This window comes from Leptolyngbya cf. ectocarpi LEGE 11479 (assembly GCF_015207065.1).
GTDB classification, from domain to species: domain Bacteria; phylum Cyanobacteriota; class Cyanobacteriia; order Phormidesmidales; family Phormidesmidaceae; genus Leptothoe; species Leptothoe ectocarpi.
Genome location: NZ_JADEXP010000170.1, coordinates 1 through 13,256, shown reverse-complemented (window position 1 = coordinate 13,256; position 13,256 = coordinate 1). Strand labels below are relative to the sequence as shown.

Here is a 13,256-nt window from a genome sequence, read left to right as displayed (position 1 = left end):
CCATAAAATTTATAGTTTATTTCTATTTTCATAGGCAATATTAATGTGTGTATTGATACAGTCTTCCAAGCCTTGCAATAAAAGGACTTGCGTTCAGTACTATGCAAAGAAAGCCATGGATTTATGACAACTTGCGGCAAATCCTCTGGGCGTTTTACTAAAAAGCGTGTTACTACTGTAGAAACACGGATAGACTCACTAGTCAGTCCCACGTTTTTACATTGGTAGTGATAATTGAAAACTTTGCTAACTATGGAATCTTCATTCAAAGTGTTGGCGAATGTGTACCGCTGTAAGCAACGGGACGGAAAGTTGAGTCATCTGTTAATCCTATTAGATCAGTCTTTAACCAACTAACAGGCTTAGTAAGCTTCTATTTACTTGACTTGACGTTATAACTGTTGAGTGTGAGATACAGGCTTATTGAGGTTTGGTGGTTGACTGTTTTAATATCTTGATCTGTTGATCTGTTGCATTTGAAGGAATACGAGGAACGCGGCATGACCCAAGCAAAAACTGTTCTTGAGGACTTGAGCCCCAGAAATGAGCTGGATTCGCTGATCGATCCTGAGGCTGGAAAAACGTTTTCAAGTTCCGAGGAAGAGGTCCCGGGTACTAAAGCTGCTAAAGGCACTTCTCGACGCCGTAGTTCATCCACTCAGGCTGCTAATAAAAAGAAGCACTACACCGAAGACTCCATTCGTCTGTATCTACAAGAAATCGGGCGAATTCGTTTGCTAAGGGCAGAAGAAGAGATCGAATTAGCACGTAAAATTGCTGATTTGCTCGAACTAGAGCGCATCCGCGATGATCTATCCGATGGGATGGACCGTGAACCAGATGACGCCGATTGGGCTGCTGCCGTTGACATGCCCCTACCAGCGTTTCGACGCCGTCTCCACCTTGGCCGTCGAGCCAAGGATAAGATGGTGCAATCCAACTTGCGCCTGGTGGTTTCCATCGCAAAGAAATATATGAATCGAGGTCTGTCTTTTCAAGATCTCATTCAAGAAGGCAGTTTGGGTCTAATTCGTGCCGCTGAAAAGTTTGACCACGAAAAAGGTTATAAGTTCTCAACTTATGCTACCTGGTGGATTCGTCAGGCCATTACTCGGGCTATTGCTGACCAGTCTCGTACCATCCGTCTGCCGGTACACCTCTATGAAACTATTTCTCGCATCAAAAAGACGACAAAGCTTTTGTCCCAAGAGCTAGGCCGGAAGCCAACTGAGGAAGAAATCGCCACTCGCATGGAGATGACCATTGAGAAGCTCAGATTTATTGCTAAGTCTGCACAGCTGCCAATCTCATTGGAAACCCCTATCGGAAAAGAAGAAGATTCCCGTCTAGGTGACTTTATTGAGTCAGATGGTGAAACGCCTGAAGACGAAGTATCTAAGAGTCTTTTGCGGGAAGACTTAGAGGGTGTTCTGAGCACACTGAGCCCCCGCGAGCGCGATGTATTGCGGTTACGCTATGGCCTAGACGACGGTCGTATGAAAACCTTGGAAGAAATCGGCCAGATTTTTAATGTGACTCGCGAGCGGATTCGTCAGATTGAAGCTAAGGCCCTACGTAAGTTGCGTCATCCCAATCGCAATAGCGTCCTTAAGGAATACATCCGTTAAGAACACTATTACCTGAATAATCAAAAACCAGGCTTGGGAGTATTCTCAAGCCTGGTTTTCTATGGTGTCTGTGGGGTGTTTGGCGAATAAGCCAACGATAAACTTGAAAGCTATTTCACGAACATTGAGACGCAGTTGTAAATTCAAGTGGACAAATATACAGTTTTGTTGGTACTGTTGTTCTTGTAGGGGTACGTCTGTTCCCTTATGATTCATCCTTCGAGTAACCTATGGAACCTCTTACTAATGCTCAAGAGGAGCTTTACAACTGGTTAGCTGATTATATTCGTCAAAACCAGCACTCCCCCTCCATTCGTCAGATGATGCGAGCAATGGGCCTCAAATCCCCAGCGCCGATTCAAAGTCGTCTCGATCACCTTCGCAAAAAGGGATACATCGATTGGAATGAGGGCAAAGCTAGAACGATTCGTATTTTGCAGGGCGGGGGCGTCCCTGTTAAAGGAACCATCGCCGCTGGTTCTATGGTTGAAGCATTTGCGGACGTCACCGATGAGTGTCTTGATTTATCTTCACTGCCGATTAAATCGCGGGACTATGCTCTGCGAGTTCGGGGTGATAGCATGATCGACGCCCTGATTGATAATGGGGATTTCGTCATTATGCGTCCAGTGGAGGACCCCAGCACTGTACGCGATGGCACGATTGTGGCAGCTCGTGTAGAGAGTGCCACGACGCTTAAGTATCTGTACCGCAAGGGTGATGATGTGGTGCTTAAACCGGCTAATCCAAATTACGAACCAATGGTCTACCCAGCACAAGAGGTAGATATTCAAGGTCGTCTACTAGCAGTTTGGCGTAGTCAAGATTTGAGTTAGATACAGGCCTTAAAATCCGCTTTCTAACCCTAAGACTCTGAATTGTATCCAATTTCAAGGTCTTTGCTCTACTAAACTAGAGTCGAACGGGATTGGGCAATTCTATCTATGGCAAATTTGTTAGGGGGATCTGGGCGACGCTGGCAACTGGTGGCTTTTGCGATCGCACTGCTGTTAATTAGCATCGGCATTCATGGGTGCGGACAGCCATCGTCACCATCCGAGCAGTTTGAGCAGTCGAACATTTCCCAAAGCAGCTCCGTCTTGGAGTTTGTGCCGCGACAATCACTGCTAGCAGCCGTGGTCGATACCACAGTTGAACCCAGCAAGGTTTGGCAAAGCTCAGGGTTGCCCGACACTATCTCCCGTTCTATCAACTCAGTTTTAGTACCGCTGGCCGTTGATTTTGACCAAGATGTTCGTCCTTGGCTGGGTGACGATATTGCCTTTGCAATTACTGATAAAGACCTTGATCGATCAAGTCATAACGGACGTCAGACCGGCTATCTGCTAGTAGCAGATACCTCGGATAGTGAGCGGCTGCGAGAGTTTTTGGAGCTGTTTTGGCAACGGCTGGCAATTGCTGGGACTTCACCTCGTTTTACTGAGGTCAATGGAGTGCCCATTATTGCTGGTGCCGCCTTGCAGGGAAAATATAACCTCGCAACAGCAGTGGTGGGGGGACACACACTGCTATTGGCTAATGACGTTAGGGTTTTACGTCAGAGTCTGCGAGTGGCTCAGGCTCCAACGTTACACCTACTAGACCATGACTGCTGTACACCTGGCTGGATCAGCCTCCATATTCCAGATGCGTTGGATTGGTTAGGGTTAGCTACGCCTAATGAGCGTCGTTTTATGGCGAATCTCCCATGGCAACACCTGAGCGCAACAACCGTATTTCAGCCTCAAGGATTAGTAATTAATACACAACTAACAACAGTCACTCAGGAAATGTCAGCGGCTGCACCACCAGAGTTGGCCGTTGATCTGCTCGCTCATACCCCTCAGCAGTATTTGCCCGAATCGATGGCATGGACTGCCATCGGACACGATTTGCGGCCCATTTGGAAAGGCCTGTGGCAAGAGCTAGATCGCTATCAGCGCCTACCCTCCCCTCTTCAGCAGGGACAGCGATGGCAATCGACCCAGTTAGCCCAGGTCCTTGCAAAGCCTCTGACCCAGCTTTTATCCGATGATTATGCTGTGGGTCAATTAGACGACGGCACCTGGTTAATCACTGTGAAAACGACAAATCCAACGGCAGCGGGACAGCTAGATGATATTGCCAGGCAACAGGGTCTGACTGTAAGTCAGTTAACTGTAAAGAACCAGGCCGTTACCGCTTGGAGTCGATTAAAAACCCGCGTGGACACCCGCAATCGAGAAACTACGGTTGAAACAGACTTGGTGGCACTCCATACTAAGGTCAACGATTGTGATCTATTTGCCACTTCGATTGATGGCTTGACGGCAGCTCTAGCAGCTCCCACTAATAGGCTGTCTGATACTCAACGATTCCAGCAAACTGTGCGCTCGATGAATATGCCTAATCAAGGATATATCTACGGAACCTGGGATGATGTGGAGCGTCTCTTAGCTAGTAATCGCTGGTTTTCCTTGGTCAAGCCTGTGCTAGAACCTTGGAGCCAATCAATTGATGCGATCGCAATCACCAGCTATGGACATACCGTCAATCAATCGACCGGAACGGCTTCAATTTTATTGAAGAAGTAAATGTTCTAAGCTGCAGGCAAGGTCTGCCATCAAGGGCAGCCTATGTACACGGGGACGAACACTTTATATGGCTTAGGTTCAACGTATACCGCTGATAACCCAAGCAAAAGTGCTAGTTTTGAACATCTGTAAAGCTAAACTATAAATTATTGATATTTAGCCATGACAATCTCTATGGACTTAGGTGTTCATGTAATTGAGCCCAGCGGTATCCTAGACGGCACTCAAACCGCAGCATTCCGTCAGCAAGTGGACGCAGCTCTGGAAAAAGGTGTCAAGATACTACTCATTGATCTCAAGGACATCACATTTGTGGATAGTTCAGGTTTGGGTGTGTTGGTCGCATGTTTAAAGAATGCGCGCACAGCCGGGTGCAAGATGTATGTATGTTCCATCAACGACCAGATTCGTATGCTGTTTGAGCTTACCAGCATGGATCGAGTCTTTGAAATCTTTGAAGATCGAGCATTATTTGAGGCAGCTATCCTCAAATAATGTCTCATCAGACTAGTTGACCGTTCGCACTAACCCGCTGGTATGCCAGCGGGTTAGTGCTTTAGACGCAGACATTTACTAGAAACCGTCGATTGCCATCTAGATTGAGTAGACTAAAGACATCGGCGTTCTTCAATTTATTACAAATCTATGGTGCTTTTTGGACTTGGTGGATTAGGCAAAAAAGCCACAATGCCGTCTCCTGCAGATGCGTTGCCAGGCCGTTCTGAGAAAATGCCTGTTCCTAAGCAGCATTACGTCAATGGCAGTCCCTTGCAGCCTCCCTTCCCCGAGGGCATGCAGACAACTATGTTTGGCCTCGGCTGTTTTTGGGGAGCCGAGCGTCGTTTTTGGCAGCAAGCAGGCGTCTTTTCCACCGCTGTCGGCTACAGTGCTGGTCACACTCCAAATCCTACCTATCGTGAAGTGTGCTCCGGTATGACCGGACACAACGAAGTGGTACTGGTGGTATTTGACCCTAGCGTAATCAGCTACGAACAATTACTAAAGGTATTTTGGGAGAGCCACAACCCGACCCAAGGCATGCGTCAGGGCAACGATGCGGGTACCCAGTACCGTTCCGGTATCTACACCTATTCTCCTGAGCAAAAGGCCACCGCTGAGAGGTCTTTGGCCATGTATCAGGAAGCGTTAAGTCAGGCTGGCCACGGTACTATTACCACTGAAATTTTAGAGGCATCTGACTTTTACTATGCCGAAGACTATCATCAGCAGTACCTAGCCAAGAACCCCGGCGGATACTGTGGCCTAGGTGGCATCAACGTTTCCTGTCCTATTGGTGTCGGTGTCGCCTCCGATAGTTAATAGCTTAGCTAATTGCCTCAATAAGCAATAGCAAAAATCGCGGTTGGACTTCTACATAGCCAACTGCGATTTTTGATTAGAGGATAATTACGTTTGCCACGCCTGAACAAAGCAAGTTCTAGAACTGCTTTAAGAAGCGTAGATCACTGGCATATAACCGACGAATATCATCGATCTGACTCTGCACCATGGCTAAACGCTCCACACCAAGACCTGCCGCAAACCCGCTGTAAACTTCTGGGTCGTACCCCACAGACTTCAGCACATTGGGATCAATCATGCCGCAGCCAAGTACTTCTAGCCACTTGCCCTGCCATTTCACGTCAACCTCAGCAGAGGGCTCGGTAAACGGAAAATAGCTGGGGCGCAGTCGCACTTCAATATCGCCAAATAGAGCCTCTAAGAAAAGCTGAATAGTGCCCCGTAAATCGGCAAAGGTGATATTCTTGTCAACTGCAAAAAACTCAATCTGATGAAAGACTGCCGCGTGGGTGGCATCTACCGTATCTCGTCGGTAGCAGCGCCCCGTTGCCAATGCTCGCAGGGGAGGCTCATGGTTTTCCATGTAGCGGATCTGAGTATTGGAGGTGTGGGTACGCATCATTTTGCCGTTGGGCAGGTATAGCGTGTCTTGCATATCCCGCGCGGGGTGGTCGGGCAAAAAGTTGAGAGCCTCGAAGTTATAGTAGTCTTCTTCGATTTCGGGACCACTAGCCACCGTGTAGCCAAGACCAATAAAAATATCAGTAATCTGGTCGATGATGCTGTTGATGGGATGGACTCGTCCCTGGGGTAGATAGGTACCCGGCATGGACACATCTAAGGTTTCAGCCTCTAGCTGAGCTTGGATCTTGGCTGCCTGCAAAGCTGTTTTACGTCCATCGATGCTAGTTTGCAGGGCTGTCTTAACCTGGTTGGCCAGGGCACCAATGCGAGGGCGCTCGTCTGCGGACAGCTTGCCCATACCACCCAGGATTTTAGAGAGCTTACCTTTTTTGCCCAGATACCCCACCCGAAACTGATCGAGTGCTTCTAGGCTACTCAGGGTTGCGATCGCATCGCTAGCGTCTTGCTGTAATGTACTCAGTTGCTGCTCTAGGTCGGTGGTCATACGGGCCAAAAGGTCGAAGAAGGAGGGGCATAAAAGACAATCTTTAGTCTACACCCAAGCTTTGATTCCCTATGAAACTATTAGTCAGTAATGATGACGGCATTTTTGCCGCAGGTATTCGCACCCTAGCCAACACCTTGGCCGCTAATGGGCACGAGGTCAGTGTGGTCTGCCCCGATCGCGAGCGTTCTGCCACCGGTCACGGGATTACCATGCACCGCCCCATTCGAGCTGAACAGGTAAGCTCCATTTATCATGAGAGTGTTCAAGCCTGGGCCTGCTCAGGCACTCCTGCTGACTGTGTAAAGCTCGCCCTGGATGCGCTGCTCGCCAGCCCTCCCGACTGTGTGCTCTCAGGCATCAACCATGGCGCGAACCTTGGCAATGATGTCCTTTATTCGGGGACCGTATCGGCAGCCATGGAAGGTTTACTCGAGGGCATCCCTAGTCTGGCGCTAAGCCTGGCAAGTTTTACCCATTCTGACTTTCAGCCAGCGGCAGATTATGCCTGTCAGCTAGTCCCCACAATGCTTCACCTGGAGCAGCCTTTATTGCTCAACCTCAATATTCCGCCGGTCTCTAAACCTCAGATCCAAGGGGTGGCAATAACGCGCTTGGGAGTCCGTCGCTATCGCGATCTCTTTGAGAAACGCATTGATCCCCGTGGCAAAACCTACTACTGGCTAGCAGGGGAAGTCTTAGAAGAAAGCGATCGCAATTTACCCCTTAGTCCTAACTCGAACCAAAATAAAGACCAGATGGCTCAATTCACGACAGAATTTACGACAGATGTAAAGGCTATCAAGGCCGGATATATTACGATTACACCACTCCACTACGATCTGACCGCCTATGGTGACCTATCTGTCCTACAGAGCCATCTGCTTAAGCTATGACATAGCTAGAATAGAACAGGTCTAGCAACACCTATTTTTGATACAGCCTTGGGCAAACTGACCGTAAGCAATATGGCCTAATCTAGATAAAGCTCGATGTGAAGGCCAAACCAGCCCAGACGACTATACCTGATGCAAAAATCTTAACGATGGCGGATATGCGCACTATGGCTTGATCTATAAAGACACTCTAGGTTTACAGAGGTTTTGTGTAAATCACTGGGTAAGATCACTCCTGATCACCGCCTATTTCTTTAGAAAAAAGGGGGATACGCTGCGCTAATGGGTTTAAAGAACTTAGTCAATTGCCATTAAGCGAGATTCGCGTCCCTCATTCACGTCATTAATACCCACTGATGTCCGACTCGAAGGCTCAATTTACGATTCACTTTTGGGGAGTACGGGGCAGTATTCCCTGTCCCGGTGCCGAAACGGTTCGCTATGGTGGCAACACATCCTGTATTGAGATGCGAATCAATGATGAGCGTTTGATTTTTGATGGAGGAACAGGGCTACGAGAATTAGGCCAGTATTTATTAGACGAAGGTAAACCCGTTCAAGCTAGCTTATTCTTTACCCATTCCCATTGGGATCATATTCAAGGATTTCCTTTTTTTGTCCCCGCCTTTCTACCCAGCAATCAGTTTGAGGTATACGGTGTGATTGCACCCAATGGTGCAACGATTGAGCAGCGTCTCAATGATCAAATGTTGCATCCCAACTTTCCGGTGCCCCTACAGATCATGCAAGCACAGCTGAAATTTTGTGATCTGTCCATTGGCGAAACGGTGGCTATTGGTGACATCAATGTTATGAACGCATTGCTGAATCATCCCGGTGAAGCTGTGGGATATCGAGTGGAGTGGAACGGGTTAGTAGCTGCTTACATAACCGATACCGAACACTTTCCAGATCGGCTGGATGAGAATGTACTGTACCTAGCCCAAAACGCCGATGTCATGATTTATGACTGCACCTATACCGATGCGGAGTATCACTCTGAGGGGAGCAGCAAGGTGGGCTGGGGACATTCCACCTGGCAAGAGGCGGTCAAACTGGCAAAAGCGGCTAATGTGAAAAAGTTAGTGGTATTTCACCACGATCCTCTCCATGATGATGATTTTATGGATGATATTGGTCGCAAGACAGCAGCTGAGTTTCCTAACAGCATCGTGGCTCGCGAAGGGATGGTTCTAGATTTAGCTGAATTAAAGGCGCTTGAGCTGGCAAATCGATAAATCAAACATACAGAACAGCCAACTGACATTAAGAGCTAGCTAACCTTCACTCATTTCGCCAAAGCTAGTGTTCCAAGCTGGTAAATTAGGATACTTTTTTGCTCGTGTAAGTTGGCGTATACCTAGTAATAGGTGAAAACTTATAGTTAAACCTATGCTTCAGGAGTATTGCGTAACCTAAAAAAGTTTCTTTTAGAAAGCGGGTGACGCGATTCGAACGCGCGACATTCACCTTGGCAAGGTGACGCTCTACCACTGAGCTACACCCGCATTTGCCTTGTTTGACCTTATCTAGGATGCCATAAAGAGTCTTTCTTTGTCAAACCAATTCTAAAAAAAGCAGGTCCGCCAACATTGGTATGATCTCCATGGCTAAATCAATCGCTGATTCAGGCCTCTGTGGCTTTTAGGAGCTGAGGAACAGCGTTAGGCACCGCTGATTGAGGCAGCTGGGACATCAGACTAGCCATTTCTAAGGCGCTCATGGCGTAGTTCCAGCCGAGATTGCTTTTAATACCTGCGCGTTCTAGTGCCTGTTGCATCGAATCGGTGGTCAAGATCCCAAACACGACTGGCACACCGGTTTGAAACCCAGCGGCGGCGACACCCTTGGAGACTTCGGCTGCAACGTAGTCAAAATGAGGTGTTTGCCCGCGAATGACAGCCCCCAGGCAAATGATGGCATCGTACTGACCACTGAGGGCGAGCTGCCGCGCCACTAGGGCCACCTCAAAACTGCCAGGAACCCAAGCATAATCTACCTGGCTGCCATCGGGGTCCACGTTGACGCCATGACGCTTGAGGCAGTCCTGACAACCCTCTAGTAATTTGTTGGTTACTAAATCATTAAATCGACCAATGACAATCGCGAATCTAGATGTGCTAGCGCGGTCGAAACTTCCTTCAAAAACAGCCATGGGAGTAATTCTACTTTTCTTGAAAAAATAAGGTGGCAGGCCCCAATGACCTTACCACCTGACAGTCAGTATTCTGTATGGGTAATCTAAGCAACTACGGTAGTGTAGGACAGCAACCGAAGCTCGTAACATAACGTCCTAAACGACAAGGTAGTTGAGGCTACCCACTACAATGACTAAGACGCCCCAAATAATGGAACCTAGAAAAATTAGGCGCTTTGATTGTTCCCAATTTTGAGGTGAAGCGTAGGCCACGGGAACCCCGATCACCATTACAAATGACCAAACTACCAGAACGAATAAAAACAGTTGGAACAGGATAGACATAACTCGCCACTCTCAAGACAGCAAAAGATCTGACACGCCATGTCCAGATAAAAACCTGCCATAAATCACAGCCGAGTTAGAACATTAAGCTTCCATGGTGAATGGAAAAAACCACAGTTCTGAGTATGGATGCGGTTTATCAACTGAGCAGAATTTTGATCACAGACTTGGACAAGCCTCTTAATCTATTGATGGTGATACAGTATGGAGCACTGATCGCCCTGTTTAGTACGCTATCAAACATTTGGCCCCTAACGGAAGCGTTTTATCTGAATCTATCGGATTAATTTTGCTGGGCTAATATTTTCTGACTCTGTTGACGAGCGCTTGGTCCAGCGTTTGAGTAGGGCTAATGGGTACGCTATGGACTTAATCCTTTGCCATACAACTGCAGATTTTGACACGCTGGGAGCAGCGGTAGGTCTGGCCTGCCTGTGTCCGGGTAGTCGTATTGTGCTCACGGGCGGTGCTCACCCTGCGGTCAAGACCTTTTTAGCACTGCATCGAGATGAATACCCACTGATTGAACGTCGGGCGGTAACGGTGCCCATGATTAGATCCATAACACTGGTGGACGCTCATCGGCTCAGTCGGGTAGGCGGGGCGACAGCTTGGGTTGAGCATGCGATCGCAAACCAGCTACCCATTGCTATCTACGACCACCATACTGAATCTGCCCCTGATATACCTGGCGAGCATTATATTGAGGCCGTTGGTGCCACCACCACCCTCGTGGTTGAGGCCCTAAAACAGACAGACACACACATCTCTCCCACCCAGGCTACGGTCATGGCCCTGGGGATTCACAGTGATACGGGGTCACTGACATTTGCCCAAACGACTCACCGCGATGCCTATGCCCTGGCCTGGCTAATGGCCCAAGGAGCAAATCAACAGACTATTGCTGATGCGATGGAGCCAGGTCTATCGGAGACGCTACAAAGCCTTCTGAGTATCGCCTTAGACACCATCGATATACAGCAGATAGACGGCTACGCTGTCGGCACTGTTTACTTAGAAACCGCAGATTTTGTCCCCGGCCTGTCAGGCTTAGCTAGCCATCTGATGGCGTTACTTGGGCTAGATAGCCTGTTGCTAGGGGTCACATATACCGCAAAGGCCAAGTCTCGGCTGACATTAATTGGGCGTACGAGTCCGCAAACGGGCATGGATTGTAGAGCATTACTCCATCCCTATGGCGGCGGCGGACATGTCTGCGCGGCCGCCGCCAATGTCACCAGCCATGAACCTGGCAGCCTCTTTAACCAGCTCTGTGAAGCGGTCACCCAATCCCATCGTCCATCGATCACGGCCCAGGAAATCATGTCATCTCCGGTGCGGACCATTCGACCGGCAACGACCATAGCAGACGCCCAACGCATTTTGCTGCGCTATGGTCATTCGGGTCTCTGTGTGGCCAATGAGGCGGGAAAACTGCAGGGTATTATCTCACGACGAGATATTGACCTGGCACTGCACCATGGATTTGGCCATGCCCCAGTCAAGGGATACATGACGCTCACGTTGAAAACTATCGCCCCCTGTACGCCCCTCAATGAGATTCAGGCCCTCATGGTCACCTACGACGTGGGCAGACTGCCTGTCGTCGATCACGACGAGCTGGTGGGCATTGTCACTCGCACTGACGTTTTACGGCAAATGTACCCGACTCAGTCAAGGGATAACGATGCGGCAGTTCCTTTGAAAACAGATGTCTATGGGCGTTTACAAACGTCACTGCAGGCCTACCCTACGGCACTAGAGTCAGGGGAACTATGGACTCTGCTGACCCAAATTGCTGTTGCGGCCCAGCAGCGAGGATGGCATCTGTACGTCGTAGGTGGGGCTGTTCGAGACTTGCTCCTGGCCCCTGACGGTACAGCCATATCCCTAAAAGATATCGATTTGGTAGTGGATAGCTTTCGCTCACCAGTAGTAGAAGGAGCAGGCGTCGTTTTAGCCCAGCAGCTACAAAAGCAATATCCCAATGCCCAGATTCAGGTGCATGGCGAGTTTCAGACGGCTGCCTTGATTTGGCGAACGCGGGCGGGGCATGCCCCTTTGATGATTGACATTGCGACGGCTCGCACAGAATTTTATCCCTATCCAGCCGCCAACCCTGAAGTAGAACCCAGCTCAATTCGCCAAGATCTCTACCGGCGGGACTTTACCATCAATGCCATGGCGATTCGTTTGACATCGCCCCAGCCAGGTCTGCTGCTCGATTTTTTTGGGGGCTATTTAGATATTCAGCAGCGTCAGGTACGAGTACTCCATGCCAATAGTTTTATCGAGGACCCCACCCGTATTTTTCGAGCCGTACGCTTCGCCGTCCGGTTGGGATTTGTGATTGCCCCTCAGACTGAAACCTTTATTCGGTACGCGGTCGATAGTGGCATCTATGCAGACCTACAGACGCAGCAGACCCAGAGGCGGCTGCCCGCGCTGCAAACCCGCCTAAAAACCGAGCTGAGCTACATTTTTCAGACGGACTCCTGGGCCCAGTCTTTAGGCTTGCTGGATAAGCTGGGGGCTTTGAGCTGTTTACACCCGTCGCTGTCGATTGATGCGGATCTATGGCGACAGCTACATCGAGTAGGCCGCTGGCAGCAGCGATTTATGGAGGAAGTTGGTGAGGATATTGGGGTGGCTCCTTGGTTACTCAGGCTGGAGGTGTTGTTAGCTAGGGTGGAGGTGCGATCGCAAATAGCCACCAACTTACAACTTCCTCTGGGGTCAATCCAACGCTTACAGCAGTTAGCCCCCATAGAAGCCCACCTGTCAGATACATTGCAGCAAACCGCTCAACCCCGACCAAGCTTTATCTATCAAACCTTGATACTTTACGATTTACCCCTGTTATTGCTGATCAGCGTCCGTCACCCTCAGACCATTGGCACCTATATTTGGCAATACATCACCCAGCTGATTCATGTTCATTTGCCCATTGATGGCCATCACCTCAAACGCTTGGGATACGAACCTGGCCCCCTCTATCGTCAAATACTGACGGCGCTCACCCATGCAATTTTAGATGGTGATATCACGACAGCAGCAGCCTCAGCCGAAGCCTATCTCAATCGCCATTACCCTTTGGCTCAAGGGGGGTCATAAAAATCACCCGTGCTCTCTTTTGAAAGAACTTGCATATCTGGAGCCCCGTGCCCAAAAATAGCGAGCCCTATCTGTCAGCTAGTGACCGCTACAGGAAAAAATATTTCCACATCTAAAACCCCTGGCAAATAT

The 13,256-nt window shown here is 49.0% G+C and carries 13 protein-coding genes and 1 tRNA gene; 9 read left to right on the top strand and 5 right to left on the bottom strand.

The genetic code is table 11. The features are described from left to right. On the bottom strand, nucleotides 1-269 hold a 269-nt coding region (locus tag IQ260_RS31135; RefSeq protein WP_228016207.1), incomplete at its 3' end, for a hypothetical protein. 231 nt (nucleotides 270-500) lie between these two features. Here IQ260_RS31135 and rpoD point away from each other — a divergent pair. The 5 genes from rpoD (at nucleotide 501) to msrA (ending at nucleotide 5,521) form a co-directional block, all read left to right on the top strand. Next, nucleotides 501-1,628: an RNA polymerase sigma factor RpoD gene (gene rpoD / locus IQ260_RS17500; RefSeq protein ID WP_193994399.1), complete on the top strand. Its 1,128-nt coding sequence runs from the start codon at nucleotides 501-503 to the stop codon at nucleotides 1,626-1,628. Between the two features lie 230 nt (nucleotides 1,629-1,858). Beyond that, nucleotides 1,859-2,464 (top strand): transcriptional repressor LexA, encoded by a 606-nt coding sequence (gene lexA, locus IQ260_RS17495; protein WP_193994398.1) that lies wholly within the window; start codon nucleotides 1,859-1,861, stop codon nucleotides 2,462-2,464. Between the two features lie 108 nt (nucleotides 2,465-2,572). Beyond that, nucleotides 2,573-4,201, top strand: a complete 1,629-nt coding sequence (locus IQ260_RS17490; RefSeq protein ID WP_193994397.1) for a DUF3352 domain-containing protein — start codon at nucleotides 2,573-2,575, stop codon at nucleotides 4,199-4,201. Nucleotides 4,202-4,363: 162 nt separating this feature from the next. Next, nucleotides 4,364-4,696: an STAS domain-containing protein gene (locus IQ260_RS17485; protein WP_228016206.1), complete on the top strand. Its 333-nt coding sequence runs from the start codon at nucleotides 4,364-4,366 to the stop codon at nucleotides 4,694-4,696. Between the two features lie 192 nt (nucleotides 4,697-4,888). Continuing rightward, on the top strand, nucleotides 4,889-5,521 hold the full coding sequence (gene msrA / locus IQ260_RS17480; RefSeq protein ID WP_322744989.1) for a peptide-methionine (S)-S-oxide reductase MsrA: 633 nt from the start codon (nucleotides 4,889-4,891) through the stop codon (nucleotides 5,519-5,521). A 118-nt stretch (nucleotides 5,522-5,639) separates the two neighbouring features. On the opposite strand, the gene pheS is transcribed toward msrA, so the two are convergent. Beyond that, nucleotides 5,640-6,632: a phenylalanine--tRNA ligase subunit alpha gene (pheS, locus tag IQ260_RS17475; RefSeq protein ID WP_193994395.1), complete on the bottom strand. Its 993-nt coding sequence runs from the start codon at nucleotides 6,630-6,632 to the stop codon at nucleotides 5,640-5,642. Nucleotides 6,633-6,703: 71 nt separating this feature from the next. Here pheS and surE point away from each other — a divergent pair, with 71 nt between their 5' ends. Next, nucleotides 6,704-7,528: a 5'/3'-nucleotidase SurE gene (surE, locus tag IQ260_RS17470; RefSeq protein WP_193994394.1), complete on the top strand. Its 825-nt coding sequence runs from the start codon at nucleotides 6,704-6,706 to the stop codon at nucleotides 7,526-7,528. A 356-nt stretch (nucleotides 7,529-7,884) separates the two neighbouring features. Next, nucleotides 7,885-8,766, top strand: coding sequence for an MBL fold metallo-hydrolase (locus IQ260_RS17465; protein ID WP_193994393.1), 882 nt, complete (start codon nucleotides 7,885-7,887; stop codon nucleotides 8,764-8,766). 198 nt (nucleotides 8,767-8,964) lie between these two features. On the opposite strand, the gene IQ260_RS17460 is transcribed toward IQ260_RS17465, so the two are convergent. The 3 genes from IQ260_RS17460 to psbZ form a co-directional block, all read right to left on the bottom strand. Beyond that, a tRNA-Gly gene (locus IQ260_RS17460) sits at nucleotides 8,965-9,036 on the bottom strand. A gap of 119 nt (nucleotides 9,037-9,155) precedes the next feature. Continuing rightward, a complete protein-coding gene (gene ribH, locus IQ260_RS17455) occupies nucleotides 9,156-9,683 on the bottom strand; it encodes a 6,7-dimethyl-8-ribityllumazine synthase (RefSeq protein ID WP_193994392.1) in 528 nt (175 codons plus the stop codon). Nucleotides 9,684-9,821: 138 nt separating this feature from the next. After that, entirely contained in the window at nucleotides 9,822-10,010 is a 189-nt protein-coding gene (psbZ, locus tag IQ260_RS17450; RefSeq protein WP_193994391.1) for a photosystem II reaction center protein PsbZ, read from the bottom strand. 101 nt (nucleotides 10,011-10,111) lie between these two features. On the opposite strand from psbZ, the gene IQ260_RS17445 reads away from it, so the two are divergent. Next, nucleotides 10,112-10,297: a hypothetical protein gene (locus IQ260_RS17445; RefSeq protein WP_193994390.1), complete on the top strand. Its 186-nt coding sequence runs from the start codon at nucleotides 10,112-10,114 to the stop codon at nucleotides 10,295-10,297. A gap of 76 nt (nucleotides 10,298-10,373) precedes the next feature. Then, a complete protein-coding gene (locus IQ260_RS17440; RefSeq protein WP_193994389.1) occupies nucleotides 10,374-13,124 on the top strand; it encodes a CBS domain-containing protein in 2,751 nt (916 codons plus the stop codon). Nucleotides 13,125-13,256: the final 132 nt, after the last annotated feature.